General features: G+C 60.9%; 23 protein-coding genes. 9 read left to right on the top strand and 14 right to left on the bottom strand.

The annotated features are described in order from the left end of the window. Window position 1: 1 nt before the first annotated feature. The 3 genes from BB029_RS24950 (at window position 2) to BB029_RS24940 (ending at window position 6200) form a co-directional block, all read left to right on the top strand. Window positions 2-1615 (top strand): ABC transporter ATP-binding protein, encoded by a 1614-nt coding sequence (locus tag BB029_RS24950; protein ID WP_065941198.1) that lies wholly within the window; start codon window positions 2-4, stop codon window positions 1613-1615. Between the two features lie 177 nt (window positions 1616-1792). Continuing rightward, complete coding sequence (locus tag BB029_RS24945) at window positions 1793-5239, top strand: hypothetical protein (protein WP_065941197.1); 3447 nt, start codon at window positions 1793-1795, stop codon at window positions 5237-5239. A gap of 73 nt (window positions 5240-5312) precedes the next feature. Further along, on the top strand, window positions 5313-6200 hold the full coding sequence (locus BB029_RS24940; protein ID WP_065941196.1) for an AraC family transcriptional regulator: 888 nt from the start codon (window positions 5313-5315) through the stop codon (window positions 6198-6200). On the opposite strand, the gene BB029_RS24935 is transcribed toward BB029_RS24940, so the two are convergent. The 3 genes from BB029_RS24935 to BB029_RS24925 form a co-directional block, all read right to left on the bottom strand. Next, window positions 6142-6729 (bottom strand): LysE family translocator, encoded by a 588-nt coding sequence (locus BB029_RS24935; RefSeq protein ID WP_065941195.1) that lies wholly within the window; start codon window positions 6727-6729, stop codon window positions 6142-6144. The two genes, BB029_RS24940 and BB029_RS24935, sit on opposite strands and share 59 nt — an antisense overlap. Before the next feature lie 185 nt (window positions 6730-6914). Beyond that, a complete protein-coding gene (locus tag BB029_RS24930; RefSeq protein WP_065941194.1) occupies window positions 6915-7544 on the bottom strand; it encodes a ribonuclease T2 in 630 nt (209 codons plus the stop codon). 19 nt (window positions 7545-7563) lie between these two features. Then, window positions 7564-8544, bottom strand: a complete 981-nt coding sequence (locus BB029_RS24925) for a Gfo/Idh/MocA family protein (RefSeq protein WP_065941193.1) — start codon at window positions 8542-8544, stop codon at window positions 7564-7566. Between the two features lie 127 nt (window positions 8545-8671). On the opposite strand from BB029_RS24925, the gene BB029_RS24920 reads away from it, so the two are divergent. Further along, window positions 8672-9034: an NUDIX hydrolase gene (locus BB029_RS24920; protein WP_065941192.1), complete on the top strand. Its 363-nt coding sequence runs from the start codon at window positions 8672-8674 to the stop codon at window positions 9032-9034. Window positions 9035-9134: 100 nt separating this feature from the next. Here BB029_RS24920 and BB029_RS33400 read toward each other — a convergent pair whose 3' ends face one another. The 5 genes from BB029_RS33400 to BB029_RS24900 form a co-directional block, all read right to left on the bottom strand. Continuing rightward, window positions 9135-9311: a hypothetical protein gene (locus BB029_RS33400; RefSeq protein WP_168166840.1), complete on the bottom strand. Its 177-nt coding sequence runs from the start codon at window positions 9309-9311 to the stop codon at window positions 9135-9137. A gap of 116 nt (window positions 9312-9427) precedes the next feature. Beyond that, on the bottom strand, window positions 9428-9919 hold the full coding sequence (locus BB029_RS24915; protein WP_065941191.1) for a periplasmic heavy metal sensor: 492 nt from the start codon (window positions 9917-9919) through the stop codon (window positions 9428-9430). Then, complete coding sequence (locus tag BB029_RS24910; protein ID WP_065941190.1) at window positions 9916-10341, bottom strand: hypothetical protein; 426 nt, start codon at window positions 10339-10341, stop codon at window positions 9916-9918. Before BB029_RS24910 ends, BB029_RS24915 begins: the two co-directional genes overlap by 4 nt. Next, window positions 10338-10916, bottom strand: coding sequence for an RNA polymerase sigma factor (locus tag BB029_RS24905; protein WP_065941189.1), 579 nt, complete (start codon window positions 10914-10916; stop codon window positions 10338-10340). Before BB029_RS24905 ends, BB029_RS24910 begins: the two co-directional genes overlap by 4 nt. A gap of 31 nt (window positions 10917-10947) precedes the next feature. Further along, window positions 10948-11259 carry a YXWGXW repeat-containing protein gene (locus tag BB029_RS24900; RefSeq protein WP_065941188.1) on the bottom strand — a complete coding sequence of 104 codons (312 nt, stop codon included), beginning with the start codon at window positions 11257-11259 and terminating at the stop codon, window positions 10948-10950. A gap of 12 nt (window positions 11260-11271) precedes the next feature. Here BB029_RS24900 and BB029_RS33580 point away from each other — a divergent pair, with 12 nt between their 5' ends. The 3 genes from BB029_RS33580 (at window position 11272) to BB029_RS24895 (ending at window position 12684) form a co-directional block, all read left to right on the top strand. Next, a complete protein-coding gene (locus BB029_RS33580; RefSeq protein ID WP_218188815.1) occupies window positions 11272-11448 on the top strand; it encodes a hypothetical protein in 177 nt (58 codons plus the stop codon). A gap of 34 nt (window positions 11449-11482) precedes the next feature. Then, window positions 11483-11623 (top strand): hypothetical protein, encoded by a 141-nt coding sequence (locus BB029_RS33395; RefSeq protein ID WP_166655323.1) that lies wholly within the window; start codon window positions 11483-11485, stop codon window positions 11621-11623. A gap of 116 nt (window positions 11624-11739) precedes the next feature. Next, window positions 11740-12684: a sensor domain-containing diguanylate cyclase gene (locus BB029_RS24895; protein ID WP_065941187.1), complete on the top strand. Its 945-nt coding sequence runs from the start codon at window positions 11740-11742 to the stop codon at window positions 12682-12684. A gap of 267 nt (window positions 12685-12951) precedes the next feature. On the opposite strand, the gene BB029_RS24890 is transcribed toward BB029_RS24895, so the two are convergent. From BB029_RS24890 to BB029_RS24875, 4 genes are all read right to left on the bottom strand, one after another. Then, complete coding sequence (locus BB029_RS24890) at window positions 12952-13212, bottom strand: hypothetical protein (RefSeq protein ID WP_065941748.1); 261 nt, start codon at window positions 13210-13212, stop codon at window positions 12952-12954. A gap of 178 nt (window positions 13213-13390) precedes the next feature. Continuing rightward, on the bottom strand, window positions 13391-13720 hold the full coding sequence (locus BB029_RS24885) for a hypothetical protein (protein ID WP_065941186.1): 330 nt from the start codon (window positions 13718-13720) through the stop codon (window positions 13391-13393). Between the two features lie 91 nt (window positions 13721-13811). Then, window positions 13812-16313, bottom strand: a complete 2502-nt coding sequence (locus tag BB029_RS24880; protein WP_065941185.1) for a TonB-dependent siderophore receptor — start codon at window positions 16311-16313, stop codon at window positions 13812-13814. Window positions 16314-16429: 116 nt separating this feature from the next. Next, window positions 16430-16867 carry a DUF3995 domain-containing protein gene (locus BB029_RS24875; RefSeq protein WP_065941184.1) on the bottom strand — a complete coding sequence of 146 codons (438 nt, stop codon included), beginning with the start codon at window positions 16865-16867 and terminating at the stop codon, window positions 16430-16432. A gap of 92 nt (window positions 16868-16959) precedes the next feature. Between BB029_RS24875 and BB029_RS24870 the strand changes: the two genes are divergently transcribed. Beyond that, entirely contained in the window at window positions 16960-17349 is a 390-nt protein-coding gene (locus BB029_RS24870) for a DUF2946 domain-containing protein (protein ID WP_065941183.1), read from the top strand. Window positions 17350-17444: 95 nt separating this feature from the next. Continuing rightward, window positions 17445-19571, top strand: a complete 2127-nt coding sequence (locus BB029_RS24865; RefSeq protein WP_065941182.1) for a TonB-dependent siderophore receptor — start codon at window positions 17445-17447, stop codon at window positions 19569-19571. An 83-nt stretch (window positions 19572-19654) separates the two neighbouring features. Here BB029_RS24865 and BB029_RS24860 read toward each other — a convergent pair whose 3' ends face one another. Together BB029_RS24860 and BB029_RS24855 are read right to left on the bottom strand one after the other, a co-directional pair. Beyond that, window positions 19655-20671 carry an ABC transporter substrate-binding protein gene (locus tag BB029_RS24860; protein WP_065941181.1) on the bottom strand — a complete coding sequence of 339 codons (1017 nt, stop codon included), beginning with the start codon at window positions 20669-20671 and terminating at the stop codon, window positions 19655-19657. A 133-nt stretch (window positions 20672-20804) separates the two neighbouring features. Continuing rightward, on the bottom strand, window positions 20805-21254 hold the full coding sequence (locus BB029_RS24855) for a hypothetical protein (RefSeq protein WP_065941180.1): 450 nt from the start codon (window positions 21252-21254) through the stop codon (window positions 20805-20807). Between the last annotated feature and the right edge of the window lie 241 nt (window positions 21255-21495).

Genomic DNA, 21495 nt, shown 5'->3' with positions numbered 1-21495 from the left:
GATGAATCAGGACAATCTGATCGAAATCCGCGACCTCTCCGTCGAGTTCGTCACGGGCGAGCATCACCACCGTGTGGTCAACAACGTCAGCTTCGATATCAAGCGCGGCGAAACCCTGGCCCTGGTCGGCGAAAGCGGCTCAGGCAAATCGGTGACCGCCCACTCGATCCTGCGTCTGCTGCCCTACCCGCTGGCCCGGCATCCGTCCGGCACCATCACCTATTCCGGCCAGGACCTGCTGACCCTGAAGGAAAAGACCCTGCGGCATATTCGCGGCAACCGCATCGCGATGATCTTCCAGGAGCCGATGACGTCGTTGAATCCGCTGCACTGCATCGAGAAGCAGATCAATGAAGTGCTCGGCCTGCACAAGGGCCTGACCGGCAAGGTCGCGACCCGGCGCACCCTGGAGTTGCTGGAACTGGTGGGCATCCCCGAGCCGCACAAACGGCTCAAGGCCCTGCCCCACGAACTATCGGGTGGCCAGCGCCAGCGGGTGATGATCGCCATGGCCCTGGCCAATGAGCCGGAGTTGTTGATCGCGGATGAGCCGACTACGGCCCTCGACGTCACCGTGCAGTTGAAGATCCTGGAGTTGCTCAAGGAATTGCAGGCGCGTTTGGGCATGGCCTTGCTGTTGATCAGCCACGACCTGAATCTGGTGCGACGCATTGCTCACCGCGTCTGCGTGATGCAGCAAGGCTGCATCGTCGAGCAGGCCGAGTGTGAGACGTTGTTCCAGTCGCCCCAACACCCTTACACCCAGGAATTGCTGGCGGCGGAACCCAGCGGTGGTCCGGCCAGCAACGAAGTCGGCCCGCCGTTGCTGGAAGTCGATGACCTGAAAGTCTGGTTCCCGATCAAGAAGGGCTTCTTGCGCAACACCGTCGATTATGTCAAGGCAGTGGACGGGATCAACTTCAGCCTGCCCCAGGGCCAGACCCTGGGCATCGTCGGCGAAAGCGGCTCGGGCAAATCCACCCTGGGCCTGGCGATTTTGCGCTTGATTGCCAGCAAGGGCGGGATTCGTTTCGAAGGCCAGCAACTGGACACGCTGACCCAGCAACAGGTGCGCCCGTTGCGCCGGGAAATGCAGGTGGTGTTCCAGGACCCGTTCGGCAGCCTGAGCCCACGCATGTGCGTCAGCGAGATCGTCGGCGAAGGCCTGCGCATCCACAGGATGGGCACGCCGGCCGAGCAGGAAGCGGCGATTATCGCGGCGCTCAAGGAGGTGGGCCTGGACCCTGAGTCCCGCCATCGTTACCCCCATGAGTTCTCCGGCGGCCAACGCCAACGCATCGCCATCGCCCGCGCACTGGTGCTCAAGCCGCGCCTGATCCTGCTGGACGAACCGACCTCGGCGCTGGATCGCACCGTGCAACGGCAAGTGGTGGAATTGCTGCGCAGCCTGCAGGCCAAGTACAACCTGACCTACCTGTTTATCAGCCATGACCTGGCGGTGGTGAAGGCACTCAGTCACCAGTTGATGGTGGTCAAGCAGGGACAGGTGGTGGAACAGGGCGATGCGCGAGCGATTTTCGCTGATCCGCAGCATGGGTATACGCGTCAACTGCTGGAAGCGGCCTTTCTGGTGCCCTGCCCGGAGCGCCTCTGAGCGATGAGCACGCCCACCTCCTGCGTGGGCATGCCTCGCCATTGGATCACCGTGGCCGCCTACTCGACCTACAGCAACTCGGGATGACGCAGGCTATCAAGCGCAGGTAAAAACCCTCGACCATGAAGCTCCGCTCAAGAGCGTTTTCTTGGGCAACCTTGAAACGGAACTTCATTCATGTACGAATTTGCCCCGCTGATTGCCGCTGCGGCGACCGAGCCACTGCCTGCCAGCCCCGTCTTGTTTGCCACCCAGGATGATCTGAAGCTGATCAACAGCCTGGTTGCACTGCTGTCACCCGCCGCACCGCACAATTGGACGCTGCTGGGGCCTCCCGCGTTGATCGCGGTCGACCGCAATTCCAGGCTTGGCCAATGGATGGTGCTGTTCGGCAAGGCTATCAACCAGAGCGTGTTCCTGGCATGGGCCGACGCGCAGCACCTGGAGTATCGAAGCATCAAGGTCATGGGAAGCTCCCTGCACGCCAATGTCATTCACGAGGACCAACTGACTTCCAGGGCCTTTCATCTTCATGACGACCCAGGTTGGCTGGAAGTGTCCGCGCCGATCCTGGGCATCTGCGAGATCATTGATCCCAACCAACTGGGCGTGCCCTATATCGACTTGCCAAACGGCCACTGTACGTTTGAATTGCCACTCGAGTTGACGCTGGCGTTCTACGGCTACACGTTGCCCAAAAACCAGATCCAGGCACGGATGATTGTCGATGAGCTGCAGGCCTACCATGCCTTTCCAACGATGGGTGACAATGGCCGCGCGCAGTCGGCGACACGCCATGAAATGCACGTCCAGCATCTGGATTTGCTGCAACTGGCCGATAACCTCGAGCAATGCATGGCCAGCGCGGCAGCCACGGATGAACCCCATGACAGCTACCTCGCTTACCGCCACCGCCTCACGCTGAGGTCTGACTCTTTCGTAGCCCACACCTTGAAAGAGGCCGCGCAATTACTGCAGAGCGTGATCAATTCGATCGAGTTCACGCAAACGTTCCCGACTGCGTTGGGCCCCGATGAATACTTTATTTATTCCGGCGAGGATCATTCCCTGCGTGCCTCATCCGCAGAGCTCCAGGGGATCAGCATCAGCCTGCGTACACACCTGGGCGGTGCGCCAGTAGCGGGTCGGCTGATTCGACTGGCGCAATATGCATCGTTGCTGGGAGAACAGGTGGCCTCCAATAACAGCCTGAGCCTGGCAGAGCTCATGCACTTCTACGCCATCGAGGTCCCCCTCCAGGCCAGCGATGTGCACGCCCTGATCACGCGCCTGCGCCAGTCATCCGTGCCTGGGCAGCCGTACTGCAGTGAAGCGGCCCAGGATGCGCAATGGCTCAAGCGCAAACAAAACAGCCTGAGCGCCCTGAATAACTTCAATCGCCTGCAGACAGAGCTGGAGCGCGTCAGCGCTGGCAAACAACCCGATGAAAAGGTTGAGCTCGACGATACGGTCGAGCTGGACACTGACTCGATGTTCTACCAGTTGCTGGAGGAGAGCGCCGAGAAACTGCTGATGATGATCAAGCACAGATCATTTGTCGCCATTTGCGTGAAACGTGGCATCGACGACGAAAAGGCGCTGGTACTGCTGACTGAAGAGGGGTATGTAGGCGCGGACGACAGGGACGGCATGCGCAGAAGCCTCACGGACGATATCGTCTCCAGTCCAGCGCTCAAGCGCTATCTCACGCCCTTGCAGGAGCTGGCCAAACAGTTGGGTGGCGAGCTGCGCAGTGACATGAAGGCCACCCTCAAGCAGTTGATGAAGTTCCTGCGCATGCCCGAAGTGAAGACAGCGGAGCAGGCCCGGCAGGCGGCGCACTACCTGAGGGCCGTCAGGGCTGCGACACCACGGCTGGGCAACTACTGGCAAGGCCTGGGCCAGCCGCAGCCGTCATTGCTGACCTTATCCAGCACACAACGCCGACAGGTATACGAAGCGCAACAGGCGTTTGCACAGGCGCAGGGAGCGCCCCTGTTCAAGTGGCTCGGCGAACCTTGTTGGGCGGGCAAGAGCGCCCCCAGGATCCGCGCCGAAGCGGACATGCTGCTGAACCAGATGGTGCAGAGCCCGCGCAGCCAGCTATTGGTCGAGCGCCTGAACACCCTCGTCATCTGGTCCGATGCCGCACTGCACGGTACAACGCCGCAACAGCGCCGGCAGACACTGCTGCTCAGCGCACTGATTCTGAGCCTGGACGAACAGGCCGGCACACAACGCAACCTGGTCGGCGGGCTGGCCATCGACACCGATTACTACTGGGGTGACAACTGCGCACTGGTGCGCAGCAATCTGGAAGCCCTCCTGCACCAGACCCTTCTGGAGGGCGCCCCATTGGCCGCGCATTTGCTGCTCAGTGGCAGCGCGCCACAATTGCTGGTGCGCAACATCCCCGAAACTTTGCCTTACCTGTGTAACCAGAACTGGGTCGTGTTCAAGCAGTTCGTTGATTTCATCGAGCTGAAAACCCCTGGCGCCAGCCGGTACATGACACTTGAGAACATCATGACTCTGGTCCATAACCCTGCCACGACGCTCAACCGGGAATTCTGGGCGCTGCCTCCTACGGTCGATCCCGTCCTCGACTGGGCACGTGCCAATGGCGTAGTGGATACGACGGACACGGACCTGCCCTTTAAAGGCGAGCTCGCCGTGCGCACCTATGAGAAACAGAAGCGCACCCTCAACGATGCCTTCGGCTCGCTGCACACTCCCTATCCGGATCAGAAGGAGGCGGCATTGAGGTACCTGCGTGAGGTCTATCCGGATAACGCTCACCTGGACAAAACCGTGTTCATGCCGGCGCCCTTCCTTCCGCCCGGTATTCGCTATCCGCAAGTCAGCACCCAGGATATTTCCTTTTCCCTGGCCGAACTGTATCTGGCCGGTGAGTTAAAGCACATGGAACGCTGGAGGGCGATTCAGCCACAGGTACTGGTCAACAGGTTTTCGCCCCCTTTGAGAACGCTCAAGGACCACAACGCTGATGAAAACTTCCACGCCGCGCTCGAATCCCTACGTGAGAGCTATGTCGTGTACATTGCCTACCTGCTGTCCTGCCTGCCGCTGCCCAAGCGCGTCAGCCTGGAGCGGGGAAACATCGAACTGTACCTGCTGCGCAAACCATCTCCCTCTGCCCGGGACACGATGATCACCGCACATTTTGGATGCCTGTTGCGTGTTCGCTACCAGCGGGAGCGCTACCTGCTGCAACTGCTTCCCAGGCAAATGCTGGTCACGCAGCTGGCCAACCCGCCATCCGGCCTGCTGAATGACCCGGTCGCCCCAGGCCCTGTTCAGTTGCAGATCGATTGGAGCGCTTATCTCAACGGTTCCGAACCCGTGGCGGGCGCCAGTTCGCAGGTCCTGCTCCATCCCCTGGACACCACCCTCATAACGGATACCCAGGGTGACCCCGCCCCCATACCGAAGTCCTGGCAATCGGCACGACTCGAAGCGATTGCCAGGATGGTCGTTGACCAATGCCTGCTCAGTAACCACCGGGAGCTGAGCGAGTCCACGCAGAACCTCAACAATGTGGAAAAGGTCCTGATGATCAACAAACGCCGAAACGAGCGTTTGCACAATCTGAAACCCTATTAAGTCATCGGCTACCCAAACGCCAGGGTCTGTGCAACGATCCGTTTCTGATCTTGACTGCCCTGGAGTCGCGCCCATGACACCGCCAGCCCCTTTCCCCGCCGCACCGCGCTTCTGGCGCGACGAGCGCCTGCCGTTCATCGAAGCGCGCACCATCGCCGACGGGCGCAAGGTCACTTACACCCGTCACGCCCATGAGCATTTCTCCATCGGCGCGATCACCACCGGGCGCAGCTATTACCATTACGGCGCCGATACCTTCCAGATCAGCGCCGGCACCGTGGTGTTGATGAACCCCGGCGATGTGCATGCCTGCAACCCTATCCACGACCAGCCCTGGTCCTATCATATGCTGTACCTCGACACGCCCTGGCTGACCGAGCTGCAGTACCAATTGGGCTTCAGCACCGACCAGGGTTATCGCCCGTTCAATACGCCGCATACCCGTGACCCGCTGCTGTACAGCGGCTTGCTGGCGTTGTACCGGATGCTGGTGAACGAGCAGGCCGAATTGCTGCAAAAACAGAGTGCGCTGGTGAGTTACTTCAGCGAAGTCCAGCAGCGCCTGAACCCTTCACCCACACCGATGCGCGAGGTCAACCACAAGCTGGAGCGGGCCGCCGAGTACATCCGTGCGCACTGCACCGAGGCGTTGAAACTCGAAGACATCTGCCTGGCGGCCGAACTGTCGCCGTCGTACCTGATCCGCGCCTTCAAGCAGTACTACGGGCTGACGCCCCACGCGTTCCTGGTCAACCAGCGCATCCAGTTTGCCCGCACCCAGCTGCGCAAGGGCGAGTTGATCGCCGACGTGGCGCTCGCCGCGGGCTTTGCCGACCAGGCGCACTTCCAGCGCACCTTCAAACAGCATTTCGCCGCCACCCCGGGGCAATACCGCGAGGTGCTCAAGCCATCAGCAAATAACCCACACTGGCCACCAGCAACGCGGCCATCGAGCGGTTGAACAGGCGCACGCCTTGGGGATTGTCCAGGTAACGGCGTAGAAAGGTCCCGGCATAAGCCCAGCACGCCACCGACAGGTAGCAGATCACCAGGTAGAGACTGGCAAACAGCCAGACTTGCCGCCCATCGCCGTCGGCCACAAACAGGCCCATGCCCGCCACACAGGCCAGCCAGGCCTTGGGGTTGAGCCACTGCATGATCGCGCCGTAGAGCATGGATGGCGCCGTCGCGCTGCCATCCGCGTCGAGCTGGCCGTCATCCACCGCCAGTTTCCAGGCCATGTACAGCAGGAACGCCACCCCGCCCCATTGGATCAACTGGGTCAGGATGGGCCAGCGCACCAGCACCTCGTGCAGCCCCAGGCCGATCAGCACCAACAGCAAGGTAAAGCCAACGGCAGCGCCGAACACATGCTTCTGGCTGGCGACAAAACCGAAGCGCGCGCCGGAACTCAGGGCGACCACGTTGACCGGTCCCGGCGTGATGGACGTGGCCAGGGCGAAGGCGGCCATGGAAATGATCAAGCTCATTGCGGTTCCCTTTTTATGATGAGGCGTAAACAGGGTTCCACGGTATAAGGCCGGGTCAAATCGGTATTGAACAAAATCACCCTGGGGTGTGGATCACACAGTCTTCGACGCCACACACCCGCCATCCTCAGCCAGGATCTCGACCTAGTGCAGTGGCTTGGGCAAAGGTGTGTGGATGCCGGCGTTCAACGCTGCGTGGGGATGCGAATTTCGCCATCACGGCATTGGGTTTTCACACTGCGCGGGCAACCGGCGAAGGCCAGGTCCTTGGTCAGGCACACACGCACCTCCGACAGCACCTTGCCTTTGCAGATCACCGCCAGCCCATGGTTGCCCATGCGCGGGTTGCTTTCGCGAAACAGCGCTTCGATCTCGCGGGCCGGCAACGACGGTGGCGTGTTGAACGGTTGCAGTTGCGCAGGGATGGCAACCACGCCCAGCGCCGCATCGGTTTTCTCCAGGTACGCCAAGGGGTCCAGCCCGCTGCAGGTGCCGTGCTTGGCCCATTCGTGGGTGAGCAGCGAGCGCGTCGGGAACAGCGCCGCGCCTTTGTCCATCTCTTCGCGGCTCAAGCGCGATTGCGGCGCGCAGGTCGCCGGCCACCCTCCCCGCGCGTATTGCGGCCACAAGCCGTGCAGCACAAAGCCGTAGCCTTTGCCCGAACACTGCTCGTTGTCCGGGTGCGTCAGGCAGAAGGTCGGCGACCATGACAGCGACAACACATAAAAATCAAATTCCCCAGGCGTCCCTTGGCTACGCGGGGCCGCCATCGCCGTGGTGGCAAGTGCCAGCCACAGGACCATCCAGTATTTCATTCCGCTATTCCTGGGAAAATCATCCCGGCAGATTGGGGTTACGTTGCAGGACCTTGTCCAGGATCCGATCGGTCTTCAACGCCTCGATGGCCAGCGAAGGATGCTCGGCTTCGCCGCGAATATGCGCGTTCATGGCCACTACGTGGTGCCATTGGATATGCGGGTGGCATGGCACTTCCAGCACCTCGTTGGTCTCGCCCTCCAGGTGGAGCGGCTGGTCTTCGAAGACCGAGAACTGGATGCGCCCACGGCTGCCGATCAACTCGACCCGGTCCTCACGGCGGTCGGCGACGAAGTTCCAGCAGCCCATGCCCAGCGCGCCCGAGCTGAAGGTCCAGCAGGCCGTCACGGCGTCCTCGGCGGCGTAGCTTCCGGCCTGTCGTGCAGTGAAGCCCGCTACCTCGACAATGTCCCCGACCAGGTACTGGAACAGGTCGAAACCGTGGCTGGCCAGGTCGGCAAAGTAGCCGCCACCGGCAATGCTCGGGTCGGTGCGCCAGTTGGCGGCGCTGGCGTCCTCGGCGGCCGGCGGTTTGCACAGGGTCCAGGTCAGCTGGCGTAGCGTGCCGATGCGCCCGTCCTGCAGCCACGCGCGCACTTGCTGGAAACGCGGCAGCGAGCGCCGGTAGTAGGAAACAAACAGGTGCAGCCCGGCACGCTCGAAAGTGCGCTGCATCAGCGCGCTCTGTTCGGCGTTCAGCGCCATCGGCTTCTCGACGCAGCAATGCTTGCCGGCCGCCGCCACCATCAGGCTGTATTCCAGGTGGCTGTCGGGCGGCGTGGCGATGTACACGGCGTCCACTTCGGGGTCGTTGATCAGTGCCTGGGCGTCGGTGTAGTAACGGGCAATCCCATGGCGCGATGCATAATCGCGCACGGCCTCCTCGCGCCGCCCCATCACGGCCACCAGCGCCGAACCTGGCGCTTTGTAGAAAGCGGGTCCACTCTTCAATTCAGTGACACTGCCACACCCGATCATGCCCCAACGTACGCTGCTCATCTGTATTCCTCGTCCGTTTTCATCAATCGGGCAGTATCCACATCCCCACCGCGGCGCGCCATAACCACTTAGCATGACAATTGCATTACACTTTTATGACACTCATCCCGCTGCGGGGGCACAGACGATGAAAATACGCGCAACGGTCATTTGCGAACACGAGGGGCATATTCTCTTCGTGCGCAAGGCCAGGTCAAAATGGGCCTTGCCGGGCGGCAAGGTGGAACGGGACGAGCGCCCGGTCGGTGCGGCCGAACGGGAGCTGGAAGAAGAAACCGGATTGAACGTGGACGGGCTGCTGTACTTGCAGGAGCTTAAAGCCCGCGACACCGTGCACCATGTATTTGAAGCCTCGGTGGTGAATATCGCGGATGCACGGCCGCTGAACGAAATCGTCGACTGCCAGTGGCACGCCTATAGCGCCGTGGACGAACTGGACACCACCGACGCCACGCGGCACATCGTCAAATCCTTTCTGCGTCGCCTGTAATTCAGCACGCTGCCCGCGATGGCGCAATTCTAGCTTGACCCCGCCATTCGCTTAGGATTTGACGAACGTGGCAGCTTCGTCACGCCGCTGAAAGCAAAACTCAGTAAGAGATCTGAGACGGAGCGTTTGCCGCTGCGGATTCTGCTTCCGGGCGTTTCACTCGTATGTGCTCAGCCATGCCGTCCGTTTGCGCGCCTCCGAAATCTGCAATCGCGTCTAAAGAATTGGACTGTGCAACAGGTGACTGCGAGCCAGCTAATTTAGAGATATCGGTCATCGTTCCTACCTTCTTACTCTACCCAACGGAATGTGGGGTTTCTTTGAGCGCTATCTCTGTGGCTCGTCAGAATATCCAGTTCCATGAAAGGGCTCTTGCTTACGCTCTCGATTGATTTAATCCCTCGCAATGGCGGCTTGCACCCTTCCGGTTCGCGGTGTGTTTGCCTGCCCCCGCAAGTACAACGCTTCCACCAGCCTTTGCCGCTCGTCCCACGTCAAGGTTTCGGCAAACTGCGCCAATGTGCCGTCCACCAAGGCCCTGAGCGCCGCGTCGGCCTCACGCGCCTTGGCTAATTGCGCCTCCAACACATCACGCTTCAACGTCGGCGCTTCCAATTGCTTGATCACCCCCAGCCGCGCCTCACGCCCGGCCATGATCAGCGGCTGGCTGTCGTCGCGATTGCGGCGCAGCAGTTGGCGCAGTTCCCTGCGCCGCTCCGGCGGCAACTTGACCATCGCCTGGCGCAGGCCGTGCTGGTTAACCACCACTTCGGCAGGCCGGGCGTTGGCCATCCAGTGGTAGAGACCGCCGCCCACCCCACCGATCAAAAATACGTTGAGCAGGATCGAGACAAACAACCACGGTTTCAGGGATCTGGCGGTCATTGTTCGGTTTCCTCGGCGTTGACGCTGAAGACGACTTCCGCGTCGCCTTGATCAAAGACACTGGGCAGCACGTCGGAGGACAACATCGGCAGCGGCACGCTCATGGACGCCACCAGCATCCCGGTGACGATGCCGGCAATGCCCGCACCGACAAGGCCGGCGGGCGATAACCAGTTGGCATAGCGTGACCAGAATGAGCGTGGGGCGGATTGGCGGATCTGCCGGACCAACGCCGGGTCGGGGAACGCCAGTTGATGGCTGTCCAACTGGCTGTCGAGCCAACGTGCCTGCTGCAAGGCTACACGGGCATGGACGTTGCCGTTGTCGAGCAGCGCCTGGGCCGTTGCCCGTTCTGCCGCGGGCCAGCGACGCAGGTCCGCCCCATAGACGTCGGCCAGGTACACAAAGCGTTCGGGTGTCATGATGTTCCCCTTCCTGGGCGGGCGAGCCCGGGTGTATCGGCAAGTTGGCTGCGCAACTGGCGTCGGGCCCGCGACAGCAGGCTCTCCAGTGCCTCGACGCTGATATTCATCAGGGCCGCGGCGTCGATGTTCGACAGTTCCTGGTAGTACTGCAACACGATGGCTTCGCGCTGGCGTTCGGGCAAGGCCGCCAACGCGGCGGCCATGCGTGCACTGCGGTCCTGGGTCTCCAGTTGCTCTTCAGGCGATGGCGAGCTGTCTGCCACCTCCACCGCCGCCTCATCGCTCAGCGGGCGCTCCTTGCGTCGCCGCAAGCGGTCGTGGCACAGGTTCAGCGCGACCCGATGCAACCAGGTGTCGAAACGCGCCTCGCCACTGCGCCAGTGGGCGGCCTGGCGCCAGATGCGCAGGAAACTTTCCTGGGCCACGTCCTTGGCCTCGTCGGCGTCCCCCAGGATCCGACTGGCGAGCGCCAGCAAACGCGGGAGCTTGCGCGTCACCATTTCGTTGACGGCGGCAGGTTCGTTATTGCCGATACGCGCCAGCAGCTCAACGTCCGGATCAGTCTCGTTCAATCGGGCAGTTCTCAGGGCCAAGGGTCAGGGTTCAGCGGATCCAATGCCCTTCGCGCCAGTACCAGTTCGGGCCATGGGCTTCCCAATGGCCAGGCTCCCAGCGTGCATGACGCATCACGGGCTGCCAGTGGCCCGGCACCCAGCCGTAACCGCGCCCTTCCCAGCGCCAGTGGCCAGGGTCCCAGGCATAGCCGGGGCGCTCGGCCGGGATCATTTCCACACGCTGAGGCGGCGGCGCCTGCTGAATGATGATGTCGGTCTGGGCAAACGTCGGGGTGCTCACAAACGCGGCGAGGGCCAGCGGAGCAAGCAAGGCAAAACGCAATGTGGCCTGGGGTCTCATGGCAACTCCTCCATGCAACCCGCGAAAGTGCAGGTTGCTGATGGGTTGAACGGCGCGTGCGCAAAAATCCGTCGCGGGCTGCGCAGATTTTTTTCAGCAGGGGGCGAGACCAGTATTGCTCAGGGGCTGGCGGGGCTTGATGAAATGTTTGAAAGGCGTGCGACGGATTTTCGCCGGTCGCCGCGTTGAAGGATTAACCCCGGCCAACCCAAGAGGAAACACCATGTACCGTCGACTTACCCTGCTGGTTGCCGCTGTGCTGATCGTCAGCCTCAGCGGCTGCGTGATCGTGCCGGAACACCGTCATTGCTGCTGGCGTTACTACGGCGCAGTGGACGCGCCAAGCCATGCTGTCATCGGCTAGCTGGCCACCACCATGCTCGTCACACGACCTCTCGTCTGCTGCCTCGGCAAGCGCTTGACTCCCACCGTCGATCACACGACGCTCTGGGCACTTAGCCATCATTCGAGCCGTCCACCATGAGCATTGCCCCTCCGAGCCAGCCCGACAGCGACGTATACCGCACGCTGCTGGAATCGACCAAGGCCATCCCGTGGCGTATCGACTGGCAGAGCATGACCTTCAGCTATATCGGCCCGCAGATCGAAACGCTGTTGGGCTGGACCCCGCAAAGCTGGGTCAGCGTCGACGACTGGGTCTCGCGCATGCACCCCGATGACCGCGAATACGTGGTGAATTTCTGCGTGTCGCAATCCCGTGCCGGGGTGGACCATGAAGCGGATTACCGGGCTCTGACGGTGAACGGCGACTATGTATGGATCCGCGACGTGGTGCATGTGGTGCGCAAGGACGGTGAAGTCGAGGCGCTGATCGGCTTTATGTTCGATATCAGCGAACGCAAGAAGACCGAAGAACACCTGGTGCGCCTGCAAAAACAACTCGAGGAATATTCCTACCAGGATGGCCTGACCGGCATTGCCAACCGGCGCATGTTCGACACCGTGCTCGAGCGCGAATGGACCAGCGCCCAGCGCAGCCAGTTGCCACTGTCATTGATCATCCTGGATATCGATTTTTTCAAGCAGTACAACGATCACTATGGCCACATCAAGGGCGACGAATGCCTGCGCCAGGTCGCGCATACCCTGTCACTGGCCGCCAACCGGCCGCGGGACTTCATCGCTCGCATCGGCGGTGAGGAGTTTGTGTGGTTGTTGCCGGAAACCGACGCGGCGTCGGCCAAACAGGTCGCCGGACGTTGCCTGCACCTGATCCGCCAACAACAGATCGATCATGACTTTTCAGCGGTGTCGAACCTGCTGACCCTGAGCCTGGGCGTAGGTACGCGCATCGTCAAACCCGACAGCCCGATGCTGGGTTTTGTCGAAGATGTCGACAAGTTGCTCTACCGGGCCAAACGCAACGGGCGGATGCGTGCGGAGTTTGCAGAAGGTGAAGTTTGACGCCGGGGGTTAAATTCCAGGCAAAAAAAATCCCAAGTAGCTGATGGAAACTTGGGATTTAAAAATGCATAAACCGTGGGAGGTGAACGCCCGGCTATAGTAACCAGTGTAAAAAGCTGTAACAAGAAAATTTTATATCCTTTCGTCGGATTAAAAGCATTGTAAGTCCTTCAATAACCACATGTTTTTTAAGGTGGCGAAGCATATAAGTGCCACTTTTTGGTGCAACTACCGCCGATATTTCCACTTATAAAAAAGGGTTATTAGTTAAGGCGGCGTGGCACTCTTCGACCCGTTCTCCCCCAATTGCTTGCAGGTATCGCGAAGTTCCAGACCCGCGGAGGTGGCCACACTGGCGACCCGCTCAACCTGCCGGCAAAGTGCCAAACGCTCGGCCGCTTCTTCGCGCTGGCGATCCGCCTTGGCGTTGAGCTGCATGAAATAGCCCCCGAGCAACATCGCGACACACAATACGCCAAGCGCAAAATAGCGCAGGCTGTTGGATGAAGGGGGGGGTGCCGGGGTCACGGGCTTACCCTGCCCGGCTCTGTTTTGACAGCAAACCTGGAGCGCCTCGGGCAGCCCCCTCCCGGGACCGGCGTCGCGGCGCGAATAAGCGTGTGCATACCTGCCTCCTCTACCAAGGGAGCAATTGTATGCAAATAGAAACATCGGTTTGTCGTGGTTTTGTAAAGCCTGCACTCGATTACTTGCGTGCCACTTTGTAACGCACGCAATCCTGATAGAAACTCTGGCGAATCGCTTCGGGCTTGAGCCGTGAACGACTGTCATAGGTCTGTTCGGTGATGCCCATGGCCATCATGCGCATCCAGGATTTACTGAACTTGATGGTCTGGATCTTCTGCCGCGCCGCGTACAGCGACACCCCCGACAGCTTGAGTTCCTGGGCCCTGGCGGCCGTGCCGGCGCCCCAACTGCACATGTACTTGTCACCCTCGCGCAGCTCCCGTGCCTGCACGGCAGCCGCGCCGCCGGCCAGGGAGCAGGCGATCAGCATGATTCCAACAGTGCGCATTTGCTTCCTCACCTAACCACCTGAAAATAAAAGCGATTCTGGCGAGAATTTTGTTACAAAGGGGCCATTAAATTGCCTTATCGTCGTGCCATCACCATTGGTAGGTCGCACTCGCCTGCACGGTGCGCTGCGAGCCGTACCAGCACCACGAGTAGGAATAGCACGACGCGACGTACTCTTTGTTCGCCAGGTTGGTGGCGTTCAGGGCCAGGCGCAGGTTGTCCTTGAGGTTGGCGATGTTCGGAATGTCGTAGTGCACCGCCGCATCGAATAGGGTGTAGCCCGGCACCTTCAGGGTGTTGGCGGTATCGCCCCAGGACGAACCGACATACCGCGCACCCGCGCCGGCACCGAAGCCCTTGAGGTTGCCATCATGGAAGGTGTAGTCGGCCCACGCCGACGCCGTGTGGCGCGGTACCGCATAGGTGGTGGTGCCCTCGGCGTTGATGGCCGGGCCTACGCCGATATCGCTGATGGGAGCGTAACGCACGGTGTTATTGGATTTGCTGATGCGGTTATCGAGGTAGGCATAGGCCGCCGTGATGTCCAGGTTGTCGTTGAGACTGGCCTTGCCTTCCAGTTCAAAACCACGGGATTGCACTTCGCCGTCCTGGCTCTGGCAGCGACCGCTGCCGCACAGGTGGGTGGGGTCCGGGTCGGTGGTGAGGACGTTGGTCTGGCGCAGGTCGAAGATCGCCGCGGTGATAAAGCTGTTGCTGCCCGGCGGCTGGTACTTGATGCCGATTTCATACTGCTTGCCTTCTGTCGGTTTGAATACCGATCCGCCGTAACCGGTGCCCGACTGCGGGTTGAACGACTCCGCATAGCTGGCATAGGGCGCCAGGCCGTTATCGAAGAGATAGACCAGGCCAATACGCCCGGTAAAGGCCTTGCTGTCCAGGGAGGACTGGCTCTTGGCCCCGGTGCGCAAGGTCTTGGTGGTGCTGTCGGTGCTGGCCCAGTCATAACGACCGCCGAGCAACAGCACCCATTTGTCCCACTTCATCTGCTCTTGCAGATAGACACCGGTCTGTTCGCTGCGTGACGTACCGTCGGTGGTGTACGCCGGTACCGGCACGGCCGCGCCATACACCGGGTTGAAAATATCCAGGGTCGGCCCGGCGGTATACGTCCCTGAGCCCAACAGGGTGTCGGTGCTGGTGTTCTGGTAGTCGAGCCCCATCAGCAGGGTGTGTTGCAGTGGGCCCGTGTCGAATTTGGCCTGCACCTGGTTATCGAGGGTGTAGGCATCCATGTCAACATCACTGGCAATGGTGGAACGTCGAATGGTGCGGTAATCCGCCATCAGGTAGTTGCTGTAGAGGCTGCGATACCGTCCTTCGCTGCGCAGGTAACGCGCGTTCTGGCGCACCGTCCACACATCGTTGACGTGATGCTCGAAGGCCCAGCCGATGGAGTAGTACTCGCGATCGCTTTTCTCGAAGTTCTTTTCGCCGTCGTAGAAGTCCACGTCGATGCTGCGCCCGGTCGGGCTGTGCAATACCGAGCCCCAGGCCGGCACCGAACCGTAGGACGCGCCCTTGGGGTCCTTCTGGAAATGCCCGAGCAAGGTCAGCGAGGTGTCTTCGTCCGGCCGCCAGGTGAACGCGCTGGACAACGACTGGCGACGGGTTTCGGTGTGTTCGACCTGGCCATCGGCATCGTCGAACAGCCCCGCCACGCGGTAGGAATACACGCCTTGATCGTCAATCGGCCCGCTCAAATCGAAGGTGGTGCGCTTTTTGTTAAAGGTGCCGTATTCGACGCCCACTTCATGGAAGGGCGTATCCAGCGGGCGCTTGCTGACCATATTGATCACCCCGCTCGGCGTGCCCTGCCCGTACAGCACCGACGCCGGGCCGCGCAGCACTTCGACGCGCTCCAGGTCAAAGGCATCCTTTTGCGGCAAGGCATCACGGCTCGACGGCATGCGCAGGCCGTCGAGGTAAGTGGCCGGGGCAAACCCACGAATGGTCAATTGGTCGAGACGCGACGCCGTGGCACCGCGGGTTTCCGGGATGACCGCGGCACTGTAGCGCAGGATCTGGTTGAGGCTCTCGGCGTTCTGCGCACGCATCTGGTCTTTGGTGACGATGGAAATCGACTGCGGGGTTTCGATCAGCGCGGTATCGGTCTTGGTGCCCGACAAACTGCGCGTAGCCACATAACCGGACACCGGCCCGGTAGGGCTTTCGGCCTGGTACGCGCCGCTGATGGTGGTGGCCTGCAGCTCCATGGCACCGCCGTTATCCGGGATGGCTTCCAGGCGGTAGCGGTCGGCCGAGAGCTTCAGCGCCTGCAGGCCGCTGCCGGCGAGCAACTGGGTCAGCGCCACGTCGGTGGCGTATTGCCCGCTCAAGCCGTTGCTGCGTTTGCCGCGTGCCAGGCTCGCATCAAACGCCAATACCAGGCCCGCCTGCTCGGCCAGGCTGTTGAGCGCCTGGCTCAAGTCACCGGCCGGAATCTGGAAGCCGCGTACAGCACTGCGGCTTTCTTCGGCGAAGGCGGATTGGACGTTCAACAACGGCACGGCGGCAAAAGCCAACGCCACTGACAGGGCCAGTGGGTGCAAGGGGCGAGCAAGGCGCGACATGGGAAATCCTGGGTAATAGAGGTTCTATTAACCATGACGGCCAGGTCGGCAAATCGGGCAAGGATGAGAGCAGTTTTTATTTGAGAGGCGTAGATCGGTGTGTTGTGTTTCCCTCATTAACCCCACGCCACCACCAACAACCCCACCCCCAACGTCAGGCACAACGGCGAATAGAACCACGTATCCCACCGCGCAAACCGTGACCCGCCGACCTTCTTGAAAAACCCCACCAACTCCGAATCCCCAATCGCCCTGGCAAACATCAGCAGGGCGATCGCGCTGATTCCCCATTGCAGCGCCGCATGGGAGACCGCCGAAAAGTACAGCCCGGCCCGCAGGCACACCAGCAGCGCAATGCCGACCAAGCCCATCGCCACCAGAAAGGTACCCAGCGCCGAGGGCTTGAATGCAGGGCGAGGCCCGCTGGCGAATTCGCCGGGCAGTTGGGGGATGGCGGCGAGGCTGCCGAGTTTGCCGCCGGCAGCCCAGTACAGGTGCACCATGCTGATGCAGGTAAAAACGCCGACGATGCATCGTGCGATGACAAAGCTCATGGCGGGTTCTCCCTGAAAGGTGCGAGACAGGATAGTCGCCCTGGGATTTTTTGCAGGCATTTCGTCGGCGGCTGATGGTAAAGTGCCGCCCCATGAAACTCGCCCGCGCCGACCGCTCGCTTATTGCCTGGATGCTCTATTGCTGCGTCCTGTTCAATGTGTTCGCCTGCAGTATCGGTCACGGGCAGATGGTGGGGATGCAACTTAACGGCATCGGCGGGCAGTTCTGTACCGTCGACCCGCGTACCCAGGCGCCCAAGCCGTCCAACTCCACTGATGAGAGCCTGCCGACGCTGTCCAAGGCGTTCGGTTGCCCGCTGTGCTCAACCGGCGGCATGGGCCCGGCGCTCAGTTCCAGCCTGAATGTGGCGGTGTTGCCACAACCCCATGCACCACCGCCGGCCGTGGTGCTGGCTGCTGACATCCCTGCCCGCTTCACCTGGCCCACGGCTAACCCGCGCGCGCCACCCGCCTTCGCCTGATCCCTTTGCTTTCCCATCTGCACTGACCGCCGGTTCCACACGGAATGACGGACGGCCGTGCGTTGTTTTCAAGCCAAGTTTTTCAGGATTCAACCATGAAACATCTACCCCTGTTGGCGGGCCTGTTCGGCTGCCTGCCTGTCTGCGCCTGGGCCATCGAACTGGCTCCAACCACCATTGATGGCGAATCAACTGCCGAACCCGGCCTCACCCTGGATCAATCCAGCGGCGTGGCGTCGCGGCTGGGACTGAGCGTGCGGGAAACCCCGGCATCAGTGGCCATTGCCAACCGCAATGACATCGAACGCCATGGCGCCAAGACGTTTCGCGATGCCGCCAACACCCTGCCCGGCGTCAACGCCAGCGCGCCACCGGGTTTTGGCGGGTTTGTCTCTTACCGTGGGTTTACCAGCAGCCAGATCACCCAGATGTTCAACGGTATCAATGTCGCCACAGGCCTGGCCCGGCCAGTGGACGCCTGGATCTATGACCGGGTGGAGCTGGTCGGTGGCCCCTCCTCCTTGATCAACGGTGCCGGCTCCGTCGGCGGCTCGCTCAACTATGTGACGAAGCTGGCCACCCGCGAGGAGCAGGCCGCCGAAGGTCAGCTCACCTATGGCAGCTACGACACCACCGGCATGGCATTCGGCGTCAATCACGCGCTGACCGAGCCCGGCGCCGACGTGCAGCATTACGCGCGCCTGGATGTGAGCCGCAACACCAACCACAGCTACATCGACCGCGACCAGCGTGAGGCCTGGAGCCTGGCGTTTTCCCTGCTCAGCGACCTCACCCCCGACCTGTCCCATACCCTGGCCCTGGAATACCAGGATGAACAGGAAGACAGCCCTTACTGGGGCACGCCGGTGCTCAATCCCAAGGCCGGCGAGCTGAAGATCGACAAGCACAACCGTTTCAATAACTACAACGTCGCCGACGGCCGTTACGAGCAGCGCACGATCTGGGCGCGCTCGATCATCGACTACCGGATCAACGACAGCACGACGCTGAAAAATACGCTCTACCACCTCGATAGCCAGCGTGATTACCGCAACCTCGAAACCTACCAATACAACGCCGACAACAGTGCGGTAAACCGCTCGACCGCCTACCAGGTGCGCCACCAGGGCGAACAGCACGGCAACCAGTTCGAACTGCGCCATGACGACCGTCTGTTCGGCCTGTCGACCACCTGGTCCGGTGGTTTTGAGTACAAGATCAACAGCACCACTAACACGCCGCTGAATGTGCCGGGCAACAGCACCGTGGACCCGAACGGCTTCAACCCTGGACACTTCTACGACATCCCGCGTACCCGGGAGAATTTTGGCAAGGACAAGACCAATGAGGTCACCACCAAGGCGCTGTTCGTGGAAAACCGCCTGGGCCTTACCGATAAACTTTCGCTGCTGAGCGGCCTGCGTTACGACGCCATCGACCTGGATGTGACCAACCACCGTGCGATCACGGCCACCAACCCACGGCACTTCAAGCGCCGTTGGGAACCGGTGACCGGTCGCGTCGGCCTGACTTACCAGTTCACCCCATCGGCCAATGTCTACGTGCAATACAGCACCGCCGCCGAACAACCGAGTACAACCACCCAGGTGTTCGATGTCTCGACCGGCAAACAATGGGAGGTGGGCAGCAAGTTCGACTACCTGGACGGCCGTGGCTCGGCCACCGTTGCTGTCTATAAGATCGAACGCAAGGACTTTGCCGTAACCGACCCGCAGGACCCGACCACGAGCATCCCGGTCGGCGCGCAGTCATCGAAGGGCATCGAGCTGGCCAGTTCATTGCGCATCACGCCCAGGCTGCTGGCGGAAGGCAACGTCGCCTGGGTGGATGCCGAATACGATGAGTTCAACGAGAAGATCGCCAGTGGCGCGGTGGTCTCGCGCAAGGGCAATACACCGACCAACGTGCCCAGGCGCGTCGGCAACCTGTGGTTGACCTATGACTTTGCCGAGGACTGGCAAGGCGGCGTGGATGCACGCTATGTCGCCGAGGTGTATGCGGACAATGCCAACACCCAGACGGTGCCGGCCTACACGCTGTTCGGGACGTTCCTGCGCTACCAGGTGGATTCACACACCTCGGTGACCGGCCGGGTGCGCAACCTGACCAATGAGGTGTATGCCGAGTTTGCCCATGTGTCCCCGGCGTATTACCTGGGAGCGCCACGGACATTCGAGCTGGCGGTGCAAACCAGATTCTGAAGCGACACTGCAAACAACATGTGGGAGGGGGCAAGCCCTCTCCCACATTATTTTTGATCTCCGCTCGGCAATAAGCGCCGTGCTTACTTCAAGCTGGCTTCGACCTTCTGCGCCACATCCTCGGTCAACCAGGCCTTCCACACCTCCGGATGCTCCTTGAGGAATGTCTGGGCCACCTCCCGGGGCGCGGTGTGGTTCTCGCTCATGGTCGCCAGGGCTTTATTCAGCGGCTCGATCGGAAACTCGACCTTCTCGAAAAACCCCGCAATCTGCGGATGTTCCTTCTGGAACGGCGTGGACACGCCAATACTCAGCTTGGATGCCAACGACCGAGTGGGCTTCGGATCGGGGTTATCCGCATCCGTCAGGGTCTTCCAGGCCTCGGCATCGAACGGTGGCTCTTCCAGCTGGATCAACTTGTAGCGCCCCATCAACGGCGTCGGCGACCAGTAGTAGAACAACACCGGTTTGCCGCGACGGATGGACGAGGCAATTTCGGCATCCAGTGCAGCTCCCGAACCGCTGCGGAAGTTCACGTAGCTGTCATCCAGGCCATAGGCCTTGAGCTTCTGTTTGTTGACCACTTCCGAGGTCCAGCCGATGGGGCTGTTGAGGAAGCGCCCCTTACCGGGAGACTCCGGGTCCTTGAACACGTCCTTGTAGCGCGCAAGGTCCTTCACGCTCTTGAGGTCCGGTGCCAGGGGCTTGATACCTTTGGACGGATCACCCTTGACCACGTATTCGGGCACCCACCACCCTTCGGTCGCCCCCTTGACCGTATCCCCCAGGCCCACCACTTTGCCTTCGGCCTCGGCCTTGACCCACACCGGGCTGCGGCCGGCCCACTCTTCACCGATGACCTGGATGTCGTTCTTGGCCAGGGCGGTTTCCAGGGTGATGGTGGTACCGGGCAAGGTGTCGGTGGGCAAGTCGTAGCCCTTCTCGACGATGACCCGCAGTATTTCGGTGATCAGGCTGCCGCTTTCCCAGTTCAGGTCGGCAAAGTGCACCGGCGCTGGCGCGGCCGAAACTGACAGTGAAGCCACCGATAGACCCAGGGTCGTCAGCGATGCAGCCAACAGCGTTCTCAATCCTTTCATGCCCTTGCACCTCGCGATGTCGCAGCAAACAACGAACGGCTTTGCTGTCTATGCGCGAAGCCTCTGAATAGTTAAGTCAACTCAACTGTAGTAGAGGTTCCGGGAGATAGGAGATGTTCGCAGTATTTACCGATTATTCACTGGCCTTGAACGTCACCAGCTCACCCTTGCGCCATTTGGCGGCCTTGCCGGTCACGGCCTTGAGGGTCTTGGTCAGGCCTTCCTGCAGTTGTTCATTGGCGGCAAACACCAGCATCACACTGTGGCCTTCCTTGAAGACGATGCCCTGGCCCTCGGGCGAGGACACAAAGGCATAGTCGCCCAAGCCATACACCGTCAACTTGATGTCGCGGAACTTGAGTTCGAACTTGCCACCTTCGCGACTGGGCAATACCGCAGCACGGAAGTGGTCGCCCACCTTGAGCTCCAGACGGGGTTTGTCATCCACAACCATTGCCGCTTCGGTATCGATTTCGGCGATATAGATACCTTCCGGCGTCTGCTCGGTGATGTAAACAAAACGGGATTGAAACTGCTTGACCAACTTTGCGCGCAAATCACCCAGCACGAACAACGCGTGCATATCCAGATTACTGACTGCCAAGGAAGCGCCCCCACATCGAAATAAAGCACTGACCGCCAGAGCGGGCAGCACAAAGAAACGGCCATCTCGGCACGATCACACAACACATTCATTGAAAAACTGAAGAAGACCCCGTTGCTGCGCCCAAAGCCCCGGACAGGCATGCACGATGGGCCTTGCGCAGGGACATCAGGCATCGCAGGAAATCACAGGTTCAATAACCGGAGAATACCGGTCGACC

Origin of the sequence: Pseudomonas sp. S3E12 (assembly GCF_001702295.1) — a bacterium.
GTDB classification, from domain to species: Bacteria; Pseudomonadota; Gammaproteobacteria; order Pseudomonadales; family Pseudomonadaceae; genus Aquipseudomonas; species Aquipseudomonas marginalis.
The sequence above is the reverse complement of the archived record's forward strand: the minus strand, read 5'-3'. Positions and strand labels throughout refer to the sequence as shown.